The sequence below is a fragment of the Pontibacter indicus genome (assembly GCF_900156345.1).
Taxonomy (GTDB): Bacteria; Bacteroidota; Bacteroidia; order Cytophagales; family Hymenobacteraceae; genus Pontibacter; species Pontibacter indicus.
On record NZ_FTPP01000002.1, the window covers coordinates 857,834 to 875,854 of the forward strand.

The window sequence follows — 18,021 nt, forward strand, 5'->3', positions numbered from 1 at the left end:
GATGTTTTCGTATAGTTACGAAAGTTTCGTAGAAAGGTCAAGTGCCAGGTGTAATTATTTTGTAAAATATTTTGAAGGTCAGGTATAACCGTGTGAATACAGTCCGTCAAGCTACTTTTGCCTTCCCGCCGGAAACATCTATTTTTAGCTGGCGTCTTAAGGTATAGCCGAAACAAACCAACATCTGATATGAAAGCCATTATTTTAAAGCAACCCGGCGGGCCCGAACTACTGGTGCTGGGTGAGTACGAAAAGCCGCTGCCTAAACCTTACGAACTGCTCGTGCGCGTGCAGGCCACTGCGCTCAACCGTGCCGACACCTTGCAGCGCCAAGGCAAATACCCACCTCCGAAGGGAGAGAGTTCGCTGCTGGGCCTCGAAATAGCCGGAGAGGTGGTGGAGGCAGGTTTCAACTGCACCCGCTTTCAGAAAGGGGACAAGGTATTTGGGCTACTGCCGGGCGGTGGCTATGCAGAATATGCCGTGATTCACGAGGATATGGCCATGGCTATACCCGACAACCTGAGTATGGAAGAAGCGGCCGCTATACCTGAGGTGTTCCTCACAGCCTGGCAGGCGCTCTCCTGGCTGGGCAAATTGCAGGCTGGCGAGCGGGTACTGCTACACGCTGGGGCCAGTGGTGTAGGTACGGCAGGTATACAGCTAGCCCGCGCTCTGGAAGCCGAGGTGCTGGTAACGGCCTCTGAAAAAAAGGTGCAAGCCTGCCTGGACCTGGGCGCTCACAAGGCCATCAACTACAAAGAAGTTCCCTTTGAAGACGAGGTGCTGGCCTATACCAACTCAGAAGGAGTGGACGTGATCGTGGATTTCATTGCCGGTCCATACTTTAAGCAAAACATCGAGTGTCTGCGCCTGGATGGCAGAATGGTATTGCTGGCGAGCCTGGGCGGCGGCAACGTCGAGAACTTCGACCTGCGCAAGATACTAGCCAAGCGCCTGCAGATCATCGGCTCCACCCTGCGCTCCCGCACCCGCGATTATCAGATCAAACTCACGCAAGACATGGCTGCCTTTGCCATGCCCCTGTTCGAGAATGGCACGATCAAACCCGTGATAGACTCGGTATTTGACTGGTCGGACGTAGCCGAAGCCCACAGATATATGGAGGCCAACCAGAACATCGGCAAGATCGTGCTGCGTGTGGGTTGACCTTTGACAAACGGCCTATAGATCTTGACAAAGGACTCTGTGACAAAAGACAGACTTATTTACAGTGAGGCTGAGTGGCAGAGTGTAGCTTAAAAGCAATTCCGCGTGCCTGCCAAGGTATAAGTTTAGCAGGGACAGGTCACGACCTGTCCGAATCGTGCACAGGTATAGGCGACTATTTTGTTTGACAAGCCCAAACGAGCAAAGGACAAAAGATGCAGGTTCGCTCAGCGTCTTTTGTCCTTTGTTACATAGTCTTTTATTAAAAAGTCTAGCTGTACTGTCGGAGTTGCTTGATCAGCACGGCCATGTCCTTTGGGTAAGGTGCTTCGATTTTGATAGGCTCTTCGTCCATCAATCTGAAACCGATGGTATGCGAGTGCAGCGCGAAGCGTTTGATCAGCGGTTGCTCCTCGGTTTGCTGCTTCAGGTTGAATTTGCGCTTGAGCGTGCTCAGGTATAGGTCTTCGCCACCGTACAGTTTATCCCCCACAATCGGCGCGCCCAAGTAGGCCAGGTGCACGCGAATCTGGTGCAGGCGACCGGTTACTGGCATACACTCAATCAGGGTATGGCGGCTGTAGTTCTCCAGCGTAGTAAAGTACGTTTCAGCGGGTTTGCCCTGTGGGGTGAGTTTGGCTACGCCTTTAGCGCCTGCCAGTATCGAGCGTTTCACCAGTTGGTCCTCAAATTTGTGGGTACCCCAGGCCACGGCATGGTATACCTTGTATACCTCGCGGTGTTCAAACTGCATCGACACATGCCGGTAAGCCTCCGGATTTTTGGCAAACACCAGGCAGCCCGAAGTGTCTTTGTCGAGGCGGTGACAGGCCTGCAGGTCGGGGTTATGCTGCTTGGCCAGCTTGAGCAGGTTGGTCGTGTTGGGGGTGCGGTCTTCGAGCGTGGCCAGAAAAGGCGGTTTGTTTACCACCAGGAAGTCCTCATTCTCAAATATAATTAGGTCTTTAAAAACCGGGTATTTCATCCTATACTGTATCGTTAATGCGCACGACTATACCTCAGCCGCGCAGCCTGCAAAGATACGCATTTTTGGTGGGGGTATTAATTGGTGATGGTTAAATGGCTAAATTGTTGATTGTTGAATTGTTAAAATCTCAAAACGATTAGCAGGTATAACTTCGGATGATATTCTTGATCGAAATTATTCCTCAAACAATCAACAACCAGCAATTAACAATTTAGCCATTTAACAATTCAACCATCAACAATTTAACAATTTAGTTCACCTTCGCCTTGGGGAGCTTGAACCGGAGGGTGGTCCCTTTGTCGAGTTCGCTTTTGACGGCGATGAAGGAGCGGTGGGCTTCGATGATGTGCTTGGAAATGGCAAGGCCGAGACCGGAGCCGCCTTTATCGCGGGAGCGACTCTTGTCAATGCGGTAGAAGCGCTCGAAAATGCGGTTGATGTGCTCCTGGGCTATACCTGGGCCGTCGTCTTTCACAGTGATGGTAAAGCGCTTGCGCCCTTCCGTAAACGATACCCAGATGTTGCCGCCCGTATGGCCGTATTTAATGGCATTGTCCACCAGGTTGATGAACACCTGACGAATGCGGTTCGGATCGGCATGAATCATCACTTTCTGGTCGGGCTCCACATCCAATAAGTGCAGTTTGGTCTGGCTGTTAGCCGCTTTCTGCTCCAGTTGCTCAAATACTTCCCGCACTAGCTGCACCGCGTCAAAGTCCTGCTTTTCCATTCTCACAACGCCTTTCTCGAACTGCGAGATGCTGATCAGGTCCTGCACCAGGGTGTCGAGGCCGTCGAGGCTGTTGGCCGCCTTTTGTAAAAACTTGTCCCGCACTTCGGGGTCATCCATGGCGCCGTCGAGCAAGGTATGGATGAAGCCCTGCGCCGCGAAGATCGGCGTCTTGAGTTCGTGCGACACGTCGGCCAGAAACTCGCGGCGCATGACCTGCAGTTGCCGGAGCTCGTCGATTTCCTGCTGCTTGCGCTCGGCGATCAAGAAGATATCGGCCTTTATTTTCCGGAGCGGATCGGCCGTAAATATGGAGCTCCCTTCCGCTTTGCTGAACTCCTGTTTCTTTATCTTCTCAAGGCTGGAATAAATATTTTTGATCTCGCGGATCACCAGCGCCTCATAAGAAAGATAGATCAGCAGAAAGCAGCAGACGAAAACCAATACGAGTGCCGCGATCAGGCCTCTGGAGGAGAAGTAGCTTGCTAAAGCCAAAAAGGCAGTGAGCACAAGGGCCACTGCCAGGGATACTAAAAGGGCAAGCGTACGGGAGTTCAAATTCATGCGTTAATCGGTGTTAAACTTGTAGCCCACACCCTTAATGGTCCTGATCTGATTTTCGCCAACCTTCTCGCGCACTTTCCGGACGTGCACATCCACGGTGCGGGCGATCACATACACGTCGCTGCCCCACACATTGTTGAGTAGCTCCTCGCGGGTGAACACCTTGTTCGGGGTGGCTGCCAGGAAGGCCAGCAGTTCAAATTCTTTTTTCGGAAGCGTTATCTTTTCCTCTCCCTTGTACACGGCAAAGCTGGTGCGGTCTATGCGCATCCCACCGATCTCAATCACCTGCTCCTGTTCTTCCTGCTGCACGTCGCGGCGCACATAGGCGGCTAGACGGCTGAGGAGTGCGCGCGGCTTTATTGGCTTGGTAATGAAGTCGTCGGCGCCCGCGTCGAAGGCGGCCACTTCTGAGAACTCCTCCGAGCGGGCAGTGAGGAAAATGATGTGCGTGTCTCGGAAGTCCTGGTTTTCGCGTAGCTGGCGGCAGGCGTCTATTCCATCCATCACCGGCATCATCACGTCCATCAGAATCACGTCAGGCTTGAAGGTATGCGCTACCTCAATTGCCTTTTTGCCGTTCTCGGCCACGGCTACATCGTAGCCTTCCCGGGCCAGGTTATACTGTAGCAACTCCACGATGTCCGGATCGTCGTCAACTACCAGTATTTTGTAATGGGTTTGGTTCAGTGTCTGCACGTCTTTATGATTAAGGTCTCCTGCCGCAGTGCGCAGCAGGTATAAGTATTGCTGGAACTAATCCCTTGCGTCCATTTCAATACAAAGATACCATTCCGGAAGGTATAGAAGCGCTGGCCATCAAAACATAATGTTTTCTTAACATTGACTTCGTAGCAAAAGAAAAACCAGCCGTATAAGCTGGTTCTTCTTTTATTTCTGTGCCACCAGGGCCGGTTTATGTTTCAGGTTCTTGTGTTCGTATAAATCTACTTTCACGGCGCCCACAAACATGTTGGCCGAAATCAGCACGGGTATCTTGTTCTTGTCATCTGACAGGTATACGGTTATGGCATCCTCACCCTTAAACAGCTTGTTTTTAGGCATGCGCGGCACCAGTTTGATCGCTCTAAAGGAACCAGCCTTTGTACTGATCGTTTCGCGGCCCTGGTAGGTAACCACCATGTCAAAAGTCTCCTCGTCGAAGAAGCCTTTGACGGTGAACCTGTCACCCGGCTTGTAGCGATCATAGTCGATGGTGCGCAGGAAGTAAAACCCGCTCACGATGTCCTGTGCGCCTGACGGGATTTTATGGCTGGTTTGTCTTTTGTCCCTGTTCTTTTTCTTCGATTCTACTTCTGCGGTATTTGTGTAGTGGTTAAAGTCCACGGTTTCGCGCTTGCGGTAGCTGCCCTCCTCTATGTTGCGGAAGGAGCGATGTGGCAGAATGGCAGCGGTGTCAATGTAAGATTGGTAGGTATTGCGTATCCGGATGAACAAGTCGAATGAGCTGCTGGTCTTGCCATACACGGTGGCCTTATAGGCCGGTCTGTCGTTGATGCGGTGCAGGTTGGGCGCAATGTCGATCACGGCTTCAGCCGCCGTGATAGGGCCATAGTGCACCTTATACTTTAGCAGTTCCCCTGCACTAAAGCTTTCGTTAGGTATAGTTCGGAGCGACTCTTTGGCTACGAAGCCCGAGAGCACCACGATCAATAAAAGCAGAATTGGTAATATCCTTTTCATACGTTGTCAGGTAAGGCTTGTGTCGTTTCCTGTGTACATTCAATTTCTATACCAAGTACAGGCCTTCTCACTAAGGTAATATCTTATATTCACTCTACCAACAACTTAAAACGCAAAAAGGTGCTATGTAGCATAGCACCTTTTTTGATTACTTAACAGATGGGAACAATGTTCACTCGGCTCCGCTCTGATCTTCCAGCGCGGCGGCCACTTTCTCTGGCTCGCCTTTCACGATCGCTCTGATCTTTGCTTCGATCTCGTCCTGCAGCTCTGGGTTGTCAAGCAAAATCTGCTTCACGCCGTCGCGGCCCTGACCCAGCTTGTCGCCGTTGTAAGAGAACCACGAGCCAGACTTCTGCACCACGCCAAGCTCTACACCCAGGTCCAGGATCTCACCTACTTTGGAGATACCTTCGCCGTACATGATGTCGAACTCCACCACTTTGAACGGAGGCGCCACTTTGTTTTTCACCACCTTCACGCGGGTACGGTTACCGGTAATGTTGTCGGCAGACTCTTTGATCTGACCCACACGACGGATGTCCAGACGCACAGAGGCGTAGAACTTCAGGGCGTTACCACCAGTAGTTGTTTCCGGGTTGCCGAACATCACACCGATCTTCTCACGAAGCTGGTTGATGAAGATACAGCAGCATCCTGTTTTGTTGATCGTACCGGTCAGCTTACGCAGGGCCTGCGACATCAAACGAGCCTGAAGACCCATTTTGCTGTCACCCATGTCGCCTTCCAATTCACCTTTCGGCACCAGGGCGGCCACAGAGTCAATTACAATGATATCGATCGCGCCTGAGCGGATCAGGTGATCGGCGATCTCGAGGGCCTGCTCACCGTTGTCAGGCTGAGAGATCAGCAGGTTTTCTGTATCGATTCCGAGTTTCTCGGCATATACCTTGTCAAATGCGTGCTCTGCGTCGATGAAAGCGGCCAGGCCACCCTGACGCTGCGCCTCGGCAATAGCATGCATGGTAAGCGTGGTTTTACCAGACGATTCAGGGCCGTAGATCTCGATGACACGGCCACGCGGCAAACCGCCAATTCCTAAAGCAATGTCAAGTCCAAGCGAGCCGGTTGAGATAGCCGGAATGTCTTCCACTTTGTTGTCGCTCAGCTTCATCACGGTGCCTTTACCGTAAGTCTTGTCAAGCTTGTCTATCGTCAGCTGCAGGGCTTTTAGTTTTTCGTTGCTTACGCTCATGTGTGTTTAATTAAAATAGCTTTATATTGATGTGAAATTACGACGTTCAAATTCATTTTGCAAAAAAAGTAGCAGGTATTTTGCTAATTATTTTAGTTGAGTATGGCCGTCTTGTTACAACATACACAAACAGGCTTTTGTGCCATTTCACCCACTTTTTTATGAGATATTTCAGGCTTTTATTTTGTGCGTTCGCCGTGCTTTACAGCCCTTTAGCCTATGGGCAGCTCAACAACGACGCACTGAAGCTAACTATACCTGTAAAACCTGAAAATGCTAACCAGATTAGAATTGGCTTGCATGCCTTTGGCTTCTCTAAAAACAACGAGTACTTCAACAAGATTGCCGATGGCTATACGCTTTTTGGCTACCACTTGATGCCGCGTGTAAGCTATTATCCGTCGTCCTCGGTGCGGGTAGATGCAGGAGCCTTTCTGTGGAAGGACTTCGGCAGCTCAGGCTATCAGGACTTTCAACCGACCTTTACCGTAAAGTGGCAGCAGGAAAACTGGGCCTTTGTGTTCGGCACGCTCGAGGGTAACCTCAGCCATAACTATGTGGAGCCGCTCTACGATTTTGAGCGTGTAATCAACGATCGCCTGGAGAACGGTTTGCAGTTTTTGCTCAACACCCATCGGGTGAAACTGGATGCCTGGCTCGACTGGAGCAAAATGATCTACCCGGCTGACCCGGTTCGAGAGGAGGTGGCCGGTGGCGTCAGCTCTGCCATACGCATGCTCAATAGACCTGGCAGGGTAGAAGGCGATACGCTGCGCCTGGCTATACCTGTGCAGTTCACGGCGCAGCACAAAGGCGGGCAGATCGATAGTTCACCCTTGCCCTTGCTCACGGTGCTTAATACCGCTGTGGGCTTTGAGCTGGAGCGGCAGTTGCCAAACCGCATTCTCCACCGGGTGTATACCAAAAACTACCTGCTTGGCTTTAACGATTTTTCCAACACGTACCAGCTGCCTTTCACCAAAGGCGCTGCCTTATACCTGAATGCAGGTATAGACACCAAGTACCAGAATGTGATGCTGAGTTACTGGCGCGGCGATGGGTATATCTCCGAGTTGGGCGGCAGGCTGTTTCAGTCGGCCTCTACCACTTACAAAAACCCCGACTACATACAGGAGGACCGCCACCTGCTGATGCTTCGCCTGATGAAGGATATTGAAATTCTGGACGACCTATCCCTGACACTGCGCCTGGAGCCCGTGGTCGACCTGGATGATGCAAAGCTGGAGTTCTCGAATGCCCTCTACCTGACCTTCGACACGGACTTCTTTGTCGGAAAGCCCCGCAGGTAAAGGCGTTTACAGCACTTCCTGCGAGTTGCGCTCCTTGAGCTGGGTTTCCTGCTCGTAGTCATCGCGGGTCATGCCGTAGTAAATCAGGTCCAGGAGCTCCTCTGAATCAGCGCCCCGGAAATCGCTTCGGAAAATGCCTTCCTTTACAAAGCCGCAGCTCTCGGCTAGCTGCACGCAGCCATTATTATACTTAGTGCAGCGCATGTACAGTTTGTTGAGCTTTACCTCTTCGAACGCGAAGTGCAACACCGCCTTGAAAGCCTCCTGCGCCAGGTCCAGCATATCGGCCCAACTGGTAAAGTACAGGGCGGTCTCGGCTTTGGGTACGGAGCGGTCTATGTTCTTAAGCGTGATATCGCCAATATAGGTGTTGCTTTCGCGCAACCATACCCCAAAGTCAAACTGCTTGCGGTTATCCCAATCGCTGCGCAGCTGGGCTAGTTGTATGCGGGCATCCTCCAGTACACGCACACGGGCCACCCTCCCGGTAAAGGCAGGACTCAGGGCCGAAGCATCTTCCTGAATAAGGCGCATAAACTCCTGCTCGTCGCCTTCAGCATAAGGTCTGATCAGCAGGTGTTCTGTCTTCAGTTGTTCGTCAAAAGCATCTGGCAGCGTATTGTATAAAATGCTCATAGGTATGGTGTCGTTTTGATTGGAGCAGGCGAATTACTGTTTCACCTGCTTTGTCTGTCATACGCTTTCCGTCAGAAAATGTAAGGATAATCTTTATTGACCGGCCTTTGCCTGAACCGCCCCGAGTTACGGCCGTTATAGAATGATACATTGTATGTGCTCATAACTTAAACCAATTATCTATGAAAAACAGACTGGAAGGCAAAGTCGCCATCGTGACGGGCGGCGGAACAGGTATAGGAGAGGCCATCTGCAAGAAATTTGCGCAGGAAGGAGCCCGCGTTGTAGTAGCGGGTTTCCCCGAAGATCCCGTGGAAGAGGTAATGAAGGAAATCCAGAAAGAGGGCGGCGAAGCGATTGCCTATACTGGTGATCTATCTACAGCAGCCAATGCGAAGGCCTGTGTTGAGCTGGCTGTGAAGCAATATGGGCAGCTCGACATCCTGGTGAACAACGCCGGGGTTTTTCCGGAGGTGAACCTGCTGCAGGACTACTCTGAAGAAGCTCTGGACTACATGATCAAGAACAACATCAAGTCGGCTTTCGCCATGAGCAAGGCAGCCCTGCCCGAACTGCACAAAACGAAAGGAAACATTGTGTCAGCCGGGTCGGAGGCTGGCGTGATCGGTATAGCGCAGAATACGCCTTATGGTGGCACCAAAGGTTTTATTCATGCCTTTATGAAAGGCTTGGCCGTGGAGCAGGCGCAGTTTGGCGTGCGGGTGAACATCGTCGGTCCTGGACCTATTGACACGGCCTGGACGCATGCGAGTACCGGCCCGATGGATGGCAAGATGGTAAAGACCATGAAAGCCGCCACGCCCATGGGGCGCAGAGGCAGCCCGGAGGAAGTGGCAAATGTGTACTGCTTCCTGGCCTCAGACGAAGCGTCGTATGTGACGGGCGCGCTCTATATGGTGGATGGCGGCATCACAATTGCAAAAGGGCCGGTAGGAGAGGAGGCGGACTCCAATATGAAAGAACAGCCCAAAGGTGAACTGGATTTGGAGCATTCCAAAGAAGGGCATACTTCCATCCGGAACAAGTAAGTTTTCTAAGTATAAACAACAAGCGCCCGCAGGTATAAGCCTGCGGGCGCTTTGTTTTTATCAGGTATAGCTGTTGGCTATTGGTTCAGGAGGAATGGGTACTTGAAGTGCTTAGGGCTGTTGAGTTGCTGCTGGCGCATCATTACCTGCAGGGTATGGGCCGTCTCGTTGAAATACTCCAGTCTGCGAATCAGCATTTCTTTCTGCAACACCACGCCGCCTGCCGTTTTCATGTAGGCACGCTTGTCTTCCATAATGCGCTGCAGGGTGTCCATTACACCATTTTCGTTCTGTTCAAACCAACGCACGAAGTCCTCCAGACGGGCTGCTCCCGCTGTTTCGGATTTAAACTCCAGGCCGTGCAGGCGCAAAAGATCAGCCAGCAGGTCTATTTCCAGCGGAATAGATACATTATAAGGCATGGAGCGAACCTCCAGTTTGCTGTTCAGGGCTCCGATGATCGTGGACAGGTTGTCTTTAAAGCGAACGTATAGCGCTGCCGCCTCCATAAGTCTCAGGGTAATGTGTCAAAATCAGTACAGCCGCAAAATTACACCAATAAGCGTAGATTGCTAAATTGTTTATTGAATTGTTGGTTGTTGATTGTTAATTATTGGTTGATAGAAGGTTAAATTGTTCAATTGCTAAATTGTTAGCACGCTAAGTGTGTGATGAATGTAAGGTATAATTCTGACTTCAGTCTATAGCTATTCTAAAGTAACCTAAAGTTATACCTGCGTGATTTTTAAACAATCAACAATTAGCAATCAACAATTAAAGTAACTCCTGTATCAGCTGCTCTACCGTTATACCTTCTGCCTCGGCCTTGAAGTTACGCACGATGCGGTGACGGAGAATGGGCAGAGCAACTGCCTGTACATCTTCTATATCAGGTGAGTACTTGCCGTTGAGCAGGGAGTTGCATTTTGCCCCGATGATCAGATGCTGGGAGGCACGCGGTCCGGCACCCCACTCCAGGTATTGGCTGGCCCGCTCAGATCCCATGGCAGTATTTGGGCGGGTCTTGTGTACAAGCTTCACTGCATACTCCACAACATTGTCTACCACTGGCACGCGGCGCACCAGTTGCTGAAACGCCATGATGTCGTCGGCGTGCAGGATCTTGTCGAGGGCCACACGGGCGGCGCCGGTGGTATTCTTCACAATCTGCAGCTCCGATTCGTAGCTCGGGTAGCCCAGCGTGATGTTGAACATGAAGCGGTCGAGCTGTGCCTCGGGCAGGGGGTAGGTACCTTCCTGCTCAATCGGGTTTTGGGTAGCCAGCACAAAGAAAGGGCGCGGCAGGTCGTAGCGCTTGCCGGCTACGGTCACCGCATACTCCTGCATGGCCTCCAGCAGGGCTGCCTGTGTTTTGGGAGGTGTGCGGTTTATCTCATCCGCCAGAATGATGTTGGCAAAGATAGGGCCCGTCACGAAGTTGAAATTACGGTCCTTGTCCAGGGTTTCGGCGCCCACAATGTCGCTTGGCATCAGGTCCGGGGTAAACTGCACCCGGCTGAAAGACATGTCGAGGGAAGAGGCGATGGTTTGGATAAGGAGGGTTTTGGCAAGGCCCGGAACGCCCACTAAGAGGCAGTGCCCCTGACAAAAAACGGCTGTAAGCACCAGTCGCACGACTTCTTCCTGTCCTACGATCACTTTTGATATTTCGGAAGTGAGGTCCTGGTAGGAGCGGTGCAGCGCGTCAGCTGCTTCTTTGTCAGAGGTATACTGCTTCATGTATGTGTCTATTGCGTTAGGTCAAGCACTTTGCATTGGTCGTACTCCGGGTCGATCTCAATGAAAACGGTGTTAATGTTTTTTCGGAACCACTCATCCACGGCCTTGTCCCTTTTCTGGGCCAGGGCGGCGGCGGCTATTTTCTGGTAGTCGTCGCGCATGTTCGCAAGGTGAGGAGCCGATTTGTAACGAAGCATGATGATACGGGCTGCCTCTCTGCCATCCGGTGTGGTAAAGCTTACCGGCTTCGACACGTCGCCCACTTTCATGGTGTCAATCACAAAGAAGATGCTTGGCTCCACTTCATCCATCGGGATGTAGGAATTACCAGTCATACGGCTGATGATGGTACCTCCGTTGTCCTTTGTGTTCTTATCGTCCGAAAAATCTTTGGCGGCCTTTGCAAAGCTGATGCTGTCGTTTACGATAAGGGTGCGCACGCTGTCCAGGGCGGCAATGGCATCTTGCACATCCACACGCTCAGTGGCGGGCTTGATAAGGATGTGGCGGGTGTTGAATTCCTGTCCTTTGCGCTCGATCAGCTGGATCAGGTGAAAGCCGAACATCGACTCGATCACGTTCGACATCTGGCCTGGCTCCAGGCGCAGGGCCGCAGCCTCATACTCCGGTACCAGTTCTTTTTTCTTGAAGAAACCAAGTTCTCCGCCCGCTTCTGCCGAACCAGGGTCTTCAGAATACTCACGGGCCAGTGTGGCAAAGTCCTCGCCGGCCACAATGCGTGCGCGAATTTCTTCCAGCTTCTGGCGCGCGGCCTGTTTCTGCTGGCGGCTCACCTCGGCATATTTCACAATGTGGCTCAACTGTACTTCGCTGGAAAAGTAGGGTAGGCTGTCGGCCGGGATCTGGTTGAAGTAGCGGCGCACCTCTTTCGGAGTCACGGTCACTTTCTCGGTAATATCGCGCTGCATTTTCTCAGATACCATCTGATTACGAACAGAACGGCGCAGTTCGTCGCGCAGCTGCTTGATGCTCTTATTATAGTACTGCTCCAGTCGCTCTGTGCCACCTACCTGCGATGCCAGGTAGTCGATTCTGCGGTTCAGTTCGCCAGTTATAGCAGTTTCCTCTACAACAACGGAGTCAATCTCGGCGCGGGCCAGTAGCAGTTTCTCCTGCACCATCGACTTCAGGATGTCGCACTTCATGGCCTCTGTCTGGGCGCTTGGCTGCTGTTTGCTCTGGGCCAGGAACTGCAAATAGCTGAACTCAAGCTCTGAGCGGAGGATAACGTGGTTGTCTACCTTGGCTATGATGCCGTCCAGTTTCTTCTGGGTGGGCGCCTGGGCCGTCGCTGTAAAGGCTGTGATCAGGCAGAGCAGGAGCAGAGCCAGGGTTTTTGATTTATGGATTGTGTTATGCATGTTGGCTTGTATCGGTTCTCTCGTTGCGGACCCGCTTTATTTTCTGATGATTTTATCGACCTCTGTCTGGTTAATGCTAACCGGGTTCTTTTCCTGCAGCTGCTTCACCCACTGCTCGTCCAGGTGGTTCTGGTAGTCGGCCGTTACCTGGCCTCTCACTTCGGAGAGCTGCTTCGGAGCCGGAGCCAGCACGTCGTGCACGATCACCAGGTATTGGCGTCCGTTCAGCTCGGTGTTGTAGGTGCCTTTCTCCCATTGCACAGCGTCGACAGCTTTGTTCTCGCCTTTCTGGAATCTCTTCTCTGCGATCTGCACGCCCAGCGGGTTGCCGGCATTCAGGTTGTCGGCTAGCACGCTAAGCTCAGGCGAGTAAAGTGTGAACGATACGCGTCTGTTGCGACGGCGACCGGTTTCGGTATTGTCTGAGGCTACCTGCTTGGTTTTGCCCAGTGCTTTGGTCGTGATCTGATCGGCTGCTACGCCATGCGCCGTCAGGTAGGCTGCAATAGCTTTGGCGCGCTCTGCCGAAAGGTCGCGCTTGCCTGCTGCTTCGCGGGAATCAGCGTGGCCATATACCTCAAGTTTTAAATTCGGGTTGTTGCTCAGGCGGTCGGCCAGTTCGTTCAGGCGAGCTATGTTTGCCTGGTCCGGGGTGGCGCTGTTTGTCTCAAACGTAATATCGGCTGGCTTCCCGTTGCGTACCTCGTAGCGGCGCTCGCTTAACTGCTGCTGGGCCTTGGCAAGCAGTTCTGCATTGGCAGCACTGATCACGGTGGCGTGTGCACGCTCTTTCCACTGGTACTTGTCGCGGTTCTGATCAAAGTAAGCCTTTAGACCAACGGTGTCCTCCACCGCCTTCGACCATACCTTCTCGTCCATCAGCTGGAACAGCAAAATGCCGTCATGGTATTCACGCACTAGCATGCGGTAGTCCGGGTACTTGTTCTCCAGGTTGGCACGCTCATACGTCAGCAGGCTCTTCTGCACAAAGTTGTCGTAGAGCGAGTTCATGTGGTGTTGCGGAGTGCCAGCCATGCGTGGGCGCTGCTCTGCCTTCACATAGGTATAGAAGTCGGTCACGGTATAGGGTTTGCCCTGTATCGTAAACAGTGTGTTCTTCAGTGTTTTGTCAGCGGCATCAAAATCCCACTTGCCTTGCAACAGCTCATCCGTCGCCTTGGACAGGGCTGCAGCTTTCACGGTGGCGTCTTCGCTGAAGTTGTTTTCTGATTTGATGCGCTTCAGGAAGGCTGCTTTGTTTAGCTCTGAGCGGGAGTCTTTGGCGATCTTGTTGCGCAGGTTTTGCTCCATGTCTTCAAACGAAGGAAGTGCCTGCTTGCCGAGCAGCTTGATGATGTGCCAGCCGTATGGCGTCAGCACAGGAGGGGCCACTTCGCCTTCTTTCTTCAGACCAAATGCCACTTCCTCAAAAGACGGGATCATGCGGCCGGTACCGAACCAGGGCAGTTCGCCACCATTGGCGGCTGAGTTGGCATCCTCCGAAAATTCTGCGGCCAGGCGGTCCCAGTTCTCGTTGCGCTGCACGCGCTTGTAAATAGCATCTACACGCTGCTTGGCTGCGAGCGAATCCGCTTTCGGCATGCCCGGTGTGGCGCGCACCATGATGTGGGCAACTTTTATTTCGCCCTGCGCCGCACGCTTGTCGTGTACTTTGATCAGGTGATAACCAAAGCGGGAGCGAACCGGCTGCGAGATTTGCCCAACGGGTGTTTTGTAGGCGGCATCTTCAAAGCGATATACCATCTGCATGGCGGTGAAGTAGCCCAGATTGCCACCGTTTTCGGCTGCGGAAGGGTCATGGGAGAACTCACGGGCCAGCTTGTCGAACGGCTCTCCGGCCTCAAGGCGCTTGCGCAGCTCCACGGCCTGGTTGTAAGCAGCCAGCGTGTCCTGCGGGCTTGGGTCGTTTGGCAAACCCAGCAGAATGTGCGATGCGTTTACCTCCTGTTTCAGGCGCTCGTAGGCTTCCCGCACCAGTTGGTCGGTCACGCTCTTTTCGGTGAGGTAGGGTTGTGCAAGCTGCTCTTTGTAGCCCTCCAGCTCGCGCTTAAAAGCGGCAGTGGTATCCAGGCCACGGCTCTCGCCTTCCATCACCTTCAGTTTAAACCGGGTATAGAGGTCAAGGTACTCGCTTACACTTTGGCGGGTATAGGCATCTTCATTGCCGCCGTTGTTTTTCTCATACACATACTGGAATTCGGATGTGTAGATAGGTTGGGAGCCAATGGTCGCAATAATAGGTTCCTGCTGGTCATTCTTCTTAGTTGCGGTACAGCCAGCCATTACCAGGGCCGCTGCTGCAACAAGTAGTTGATTGCTGCGCATAAATAGATGATAAACTAACGCTTGGTTTTGCCCTGACGAGGTCAGATCATGCAATTTTAGTTAATTTTTCTGACAGATTAGTCAAAAAGTATCACTATAATCCTATTGCATGCGATTTCGTTCCGGATAACGGACCAGGGGCGCTAAAAGTGTGCAGTTCAGCCCTATTTAATTTTTTTGTACAGGAAGCAGGTGTTCTGTCTGTCGCTTGTCTCAAACTCCACACGGTCCATGATACGGTTGACCAGGGCGATGCCGACGCCCCCCTTCTTGCCGATCCGGATGTGCTCTTCGATGTTAGGCTCCTTGTACTCAGAGCGCCGGAAGGCCACGCCGTTGTCGACGATTTCGAACTTGAGCATGCCGGCCTTCTCCGTGATGAAGAGGGAAATGCTTTTAGACGGGTCTTCGCTATTGGCGTGGATGATGAGGTTGGCGCATATCTCATCCACGGCCAATACGATCTGGTTCATCTGGATATCTGACAGTTTGTACATAGCCAGATACGCCGTGACGAAGTCCCGTATTTGCTTCAGATTTTTTTTAGTACAGCTAACTGTAATTTTGTTATTCATCAGCAATGGTCATGGCTTCCTCGTAATCCGAAACGATGGTCATGAGCAGGTCGAGGCCCAGGATTTCGAATACGTTGCGCACTTTGTCCTGCATGTTGTAGAAAATGAGTTTGATCTGCGCATCCTCAAAGCGCTGCAGGTGCGAAATGAATACCCCGAGGCCGGCAGACGAGATGTAGTTCAGGTCTTTGCAGTCTACCAGGATCTTGCTGTAGGTCATGATCTCGGGGTCGGAAAGCGCTTCATCGAGCATTACGGATGAGCTTGCGTCCAGTTCACCATCCAGGGTGATGATGATCGTTGTGTCTTTGATTTGGTTTGTAATTTTCATCGGCATCCTTTACGTATAACTATTCACTAGGTTGAGTCGGCTTAAATTTGATGACGAGCAGCGTCTGGTCATCATATAGATTGTCTGTCGTACCGGTAAAATCCTCCAGATCGTTGATGATGGCGTATTTGATGTCCTCCGCCTCCAGGTGGTAGGTCTGCGTGAGCATGTAGCGCAGCCTGTCCTCCCCATACTCCTCGTTGGTCGGGCTGCGGGCCTCCACAATGCCGTCCGTGTAAATCACCATCACGTCGGTCGGGTTGTAATCGTAATACATCTCCCGGACGTGATTGTTATAACTTTTATCACGAATGATGCCAAGTCCCAGTCCGTCCGTCTGAAAATAGAAAGTGTCGTCCATCATGGAGTTGTAGTACAGGGTATGGCAGTGGCCCGCGCGGGCAAACATAAAGCCCTTCATGCGATAATCAATGATGTATAGCGCAGAAGTGATAAAAGAGGTTTTCTCGAGGCAGCGGCTCAGGGCGCTGTTGGCCTGCTTCATGAACTCGCTCGGCGGCATGTCCTGCTGCATCAGCCCATGGAAAATGCCCTTCATCTGGGCCATGTGAAAGGCCGCCGAAATACCCTTGCCCGACACGTCGCCGATGATGATGGCGATGCGTGACTCACTCAGTTGCAGGAAGTCATAAAAATCACCTCCCACCTCTTTGGCCGCCTTGGCGTAGGTCGAGATCTCGAACCAGCTGTCGCTCGGAAATTTTTTAGGTATAAGGCTGTCCTGCACCACCGAGGCGATCTTGAGTTCCTCTTTGTAGCGCTCGTTCTGCAGCGACTCATGCACCAGGCGCAGGTTCTCGATGGTGAGAATGGTCTGGTTGGTAAAGGTGCGCAACACGTTCACCGTCTCGCGGTCAAAGCCCTGCTCGATGTCCTTGAGCAGGTATAGCACGCCGAACTGGTGCTTCTTGGATTTAACCGGCAGGATGATGAGCGACTTCCAGGGCAGCGTGAGGTCACGGAAGCCGGGGTTGCGGTCGAGGTTGTTGTTGATGTAGTCAATGTGCTGGATGTTGTAGGCCAGCAGCAGGTGGCGGATGCGTTTGATCTGCTCTTCTTCTATCGTGAGTTGGTGGAAAATCTCGATCTCCTCCTTTTTCTCGCCTTTGAAAATCTCGAGCCAGGCCGCACTGGCATCCGACGCCTTCACGGTACTCTCAAATAGCATCTCGTATACCTGCTTCTCGCTCTGTCCCTGTTGTATGGACTGGCTCAGGCGCTGGAAGTTGAGCAGGTCTTCGCTCTTCTGTTCAAACACGCTGGAAGTGGGCAGGCTGAAGAGCGCCACCAGGAAAGAGGCCAAGGTATAGAGCGCCACAAAGAACATGGTCAGCAGCAGGAAGCCGACGTCCGAGTAGTCGATCACGAGCAGCGGGCTGTCCGCAAAGCCGAGGAAAAAGTCTGTGAAGATGTAGCAGGCCAGCAGGATGGCCACCAGCAGAATGAGCGACCGTCCTTTTTTATTGAACGTCAGGTAGGCGACCCACTTCAGGTTGGTGCACAGGAACAAGGTATAGATTCCGATCAGCCCAAGCAAAGGCAGGAAGATCAGACTACTGTAGTTGAAGTTGAGCAGCGTCAGAATCAGCGTGGCAAAAAGCAGAATCTCGTACCAGTCCCAGGCGATCTGGAGAAACTTATTTTTATGGTAGAGGATCAGCTGGCGCCAGACATAAAACGCCTTTGCCAGGAAGAGCACCAGCAAGCCAAAGTTTACCTGGTAGACCATGTGCAGCAGCAGCGGTGACTGCACGCTGGAGTAATTGGTCACCATGCGATAAACCATGTATAAAGCAATGCTCAGGTAAGCGGCTATACCTCCCTTGGCAAAGATGTTCCAAAGGTAGCCGATAAAGTCAATGCCCTTGAGATTTTCGGCGCTCATGCGTTGGAAGCCGAACACCGATATGATAAAGACAACGATCAGTAGGTTGTTGACAAAAGGCAGGTCCAGCGCATTGGAGTTTTCCCGGTCCATACTCTCCGCCGCCAACAGCACATTGGCCAGCAGGAGTGACCAGCTGATCAGGGCGGAGGTAATAAAGAGGGATTTTGCGTTGGTTCTATAAAGCATAAAACGGAAAACCGTGCTTAGTTTTGTCGGCGACAGAAAATGGCTTGCCCGAGACTTTATTAAGTGGTAAGGTAAGAAAAATTTTTGCTCTTTGGCCAAGTTGTCGGAGTGAGTTTTGAAAGAACAACTTGCATAACGTAAAAAAGAAGAAGTAGGTTAACAAAAGCCAACCTACTTCTTCTTTC

16 protein-coding genes are annotated in these 18,021 nt (G+C 52.0%); 3 read left to right on the forward strand and 13 right to left on the reverse strand.

Going from position 1 to position 18,021, the window contains the following annotated elements:
* Positions 1-189: 189 nt before the first annotated feature.
* On the forward strand, positions 190-1,170 hold the full coding sequence (locus B0B12_RS12585; RefSeq protein ID WP_076669341.1) for an NAD(P)H-quinone oxidoreductase: 981 nt from the start codon (positions 190-192) through the stop codon (positions 1,168-1,170).
* Positions 1,171-1,441: 271 nt separating this feature from the next.
* Here B0B12_RS12585 and B0B12_RS12590 read toward each other — a convergent pair whose 3' ends face one another.
* The 5 genes from B0B12_RS12590 to recA form a co-directional block, all read right to left on the reverse strand.
* A complete protein-coding gene (locus B0B12_RS12590; protein ID WP_076669342.1) occupies positions 1,442-2,155 on the reverse strand; it encodes an RluA family pseudouridine synthase in 714 nt (237 codons plus the stop codon).
* Between the two features lie 253 nt (positions 2,156-2,408).
* Positions 2,409-3,452 carry a sensor histidine kinase gene (locus B0B12_RS12595; protein ID WP_076669343.1) on the reverse strand — a complete coding sequence of 348 codons (1,044 nt, stop codon included), beginning with the start codon at positions 3,450-3,452 and terminating at the stop codon, positions 2,409-2,411.
* A gap of 3 nt (positions 3,453-3,455) precedes the next feature.
* Positions 3,456-4,151 (reverse strand): response regulator transcription factor, encoded by a 696-nt coding sequence (locus B0B12_RS12600; protein WP_083704203.1) that lies wholly within the window; start codon positions 4,149-4,151, stop codon positions 3,456-3,458.
* A gap of 192 nt (positions 4,152-4,343) precedes the next feature.
* Complete coding sequence (locus B0B12_RS12605; RefSeq protein ID WP_076669344.1) at positions 4,344-5,156, reverse strand: DUF3108 domain-containing protein; 813 nt, start codon at positions 5,154-5,156, stop codon at positions 4,344-4,346.
* A gap of 172 nt (positions 5,157-5,328) precedes the next feature.
* Positions 5,329-6,372: a recombinase RecA gene (recA, locus tag B0B12_RS12610; RefSeq protein WP_076669346.1), complete on the reverse strand. Its 1,044-nt coding sequence runs from the start codon at positions 6,370-6,372 to the stop codon at positions 5,329-5,331.
* 161 nt (positions 6,373-6,533) lie between these two features.
* On the opposite strand from recA, the gene B0B12_RS12615 reads away from it, so the two are divergent.
* Complete coding sequence (locus tag B0B12_RS12615) at positions 6,534-7,682, forward strand: hypothetical protein (RefSeq protein WP_244554695.1); 1,149 nt, start codon at positions 6,534-6,536, stop codon at positions 7,680-7,682.
* A 6-nt stretch (positions 7,683-7,688) separates the two neighbouring features.
* Here B0B12_RS12615 and B0B12_RS12620 read toward each other — a convergent pair whose 3' ends face one another.
* Positions 7,689-8,318 (reverse strand): GNAT family N-acetyltransferase, encoded by a 630-nt coding sequence (locus B0B12_RS12620; protein WP_076669348.1) that lies wholly within the window; start codon positions 8,316-8,318, stop codon positions 7,689-7,691.
* A 182-nt stretch (positions 8,319-8,500) separates the two neighbouring features.
* Here B0B12_RS12620 and B0B12_RS12625 point away from each other — a divergent pair, with 182 nt between their 5' ends.
* Positions 8,501-9,367 carry an SDR family NAD(P)-dependent oxidoreductase gene (locus B0B12_RS12625; protein WP_076669349.1) on the forward strand — a complete coding sequence of 289 codons (867 nt, stop codon included), beginning with the start codon at positions 8,501-8,503 and terminating at the stop codon, positions 9,365-9,367.
* Between the two features lie 77 nt (positions 9,368-9,444).
* On the opposite strand, the gene B0B12_RS12630 is transcribed toward B0B12_RS12625, so the two are convergent.
* The 7 genes from B0B12_RS12630 to B0B12_RS12660 form a co-directional block, all read right to left on the reverse strand.
* Complete coding sequence (locus B0B12_RS12630; RefSeq protein WP_076669350.1) at positions 9,445-9,876, reverse strand: hypothetical protein; 432 nt, start codon at positions 9,874-9,876, stop codon at positions 9,445-9,447.
* 265 nt (positions 9,877-10,141) lie between these two features.
* A complete protein-coding gene (locus tag B0B12_RS12635; RefSeq protein ID WP_076669351.1) occupies positions 10,142-11,107 on the reverse strand; it encodes an AAA family ATPase in 966 nt (321 codons plus the stop codon).
* 8 nt (positions 11,108-11,115) lie between these two features.
* A complete protein-coding gene (locus B0B12_RS12640) occupies positions 11,116-12,489 on the reverse strand; it encodes a peptidylprolyl isomerase (RefSeq protein WP_076669353.1) in 1,374 nt (457 codons plus the stop codon).
* A gap of 36 nt (positions 12,490-12,525) precedes the next feature.
* On the reverse strand, positions 12,526-14,835 hold the full coding sequence (locus B0B12_RS12645; protein ID WP_076669354.1) for a peptidylprolyl isomerase: 2,310 nt from the start codon (positions 14,833-14,835) through the stop codon (positions 12,526-12,528).
* 164 nt (positions 14,836-14,999) lie between these two features.
* On the reverse strand, positions 15,000-15,410 hold the full coding sequence (locus tag B0B12_RS12650; protein WP_076669355.1) for an ATP-binding protein: 411 nt from the start codon (positions 15,408-15,410) through the stop codon (positions 15,000-15,002).
* The gene (locus B0B12_RS12655; RefSeq protein ID WP_040574303.1) at positions 15,403-15,741 is read right to left on the reverse strand and encodes an STAS domain-containing protein; all 339 of its coding nucleotides are present in this window, start codon (positions 15,739-15,741) and stop codon (positions 15,403-15,405) included. Before B0B12_RS12655 ends, B0B12_RS12650 begins: the two co-directional genes overlap by 8 nt.
* A gap of 19 nt (positions 15,742-15,760) precedes the next feature.
* Positions 15,761-17,836 (reverse strand): SpoIIE family protein phosphatase, encoded by a 2,076-nt coding sequence (locus B0B12_RS12660; protein WP_244554697.1) that lies wholly within the window; start codon positions 17,834-17,836, stop codon positions 15,761-15,763.
* Positions 17,837-18,021: the final 185 nt, after the last annotated feature.

What these genes read in the sequence shown, in the direction of transcription:
- B0B12_RS12615 (WP_244554695.1), top strand. Translation starts at nt 6,534, where the DNA reads ATGAGATATTTCAGGCTTTTATTTTGTGCGTTCGCCGTGCTTTACAGC.
- B0B12_RS12620 (WP_076669348.1), bottom strand. Translation starts at nt 8,318, where the DNA reads ATGAGCATTTTATACAATACGCTGCCAGATGCTTTTGACGAACAACTG.
- B0B12_RS12660 (WP_244554697.1), bottom strand. Translation starts at nt 17,836, where the DNA reads ATGCTTTATAGAACCAACGCAAAATCCCTCTTTATTACCTCCGCCCTG.
- B0B12_RS12585 (WP_076669341.1), top strand. Translation starts at nt 190, where the DNA reads ATGAAAGCCATTATTTTAAAGCAACCCGGCGGGCCCGAACTACTGGTG.
- B0B12_RS12635 (WP_076669351.1), bottom strand. Translation starts at nt 11,107, where the DNA reads ATGAAGCAGTATACCTCTGACAAAGAAGCAGCTGACGCGCTGCACCGC.
- B0B12_RS12590 (WP_076669342.1), bottom strand. Translation starts at nt 2,155, where the DNA reads ATGAAATACCCGGTTTTTAAAGACCTAATTATATTTGAGAATGAGGAC.
- B0B12_RS12625 (WP_076669349.1), top strand. Translation starts at nt 8,501, where the DNA reads ATGAAAAACAGACTGGAAGGCAAAGTCGCCATCGTGACGGGCGGCGGA.
- B0B12_RS12595 (WP_076669343.1), bottom strand. Translation starts at nt 3,452, where the DNA reads ATGAATTTGAACTCCCGTACGCTTGCCCTTTTAGTATCCCTGGCAGTG.
- B0B12_RS12640 (WP_076669353.1), bottom strand. Translation starts at nt 12,489, where the DNA reads ATGCATAACACAATCCATAAATCAAAAACCCTGGCTCTGCTCCTGCTC.
- B0B12_RS12630 (WP_076669350.1), bottom strand. Translation starts at nt 9,876, where the DNA reads ATGGAGGCGGCAGCGCTATACGTTCGCTTTAAAGACAACCTGTCCACG.
- B0B12_RS12645 (WP_076669354.1), bottom strand. Translation starts at nt 14,835, where the DNA reads ATGCGCAGCAATCAACTACTTGTTGCAGCAGCGGCCCTGGTAATGGCT.
- recA (WP_076669346.1), bottom strand. Translation starts at nt 6,372, where the DNA reads ATGAGCGTAAGCAACGAAAAACTAAAAGCCCTGCAGCTGACGATAGAC.
- B0B12_RS12605 (WP_076669344.1), bottom strand. Translation starts at nt 5,156, where the DNA reads ATGAAAAGGATATTACCAATTCTGCTTTTATTGATCGTGGTGCTCTCG.
- B0B12_RS12650 (WP_076669355.1), bottom strand. Translation starts at nt 15,410, where the DNA reads ATGAATAACAAAATTACAGTTAGCTGTACTAAAAAAAATCTGAAGCAA.
- B0B12_RS12655 (WP_040574303.1), bottom strand. Translation starts at nt 15,741, where the DNA reads ATGAAAATTACAAACCAAATCAAAGACACAACGATCATCATCACCCTG.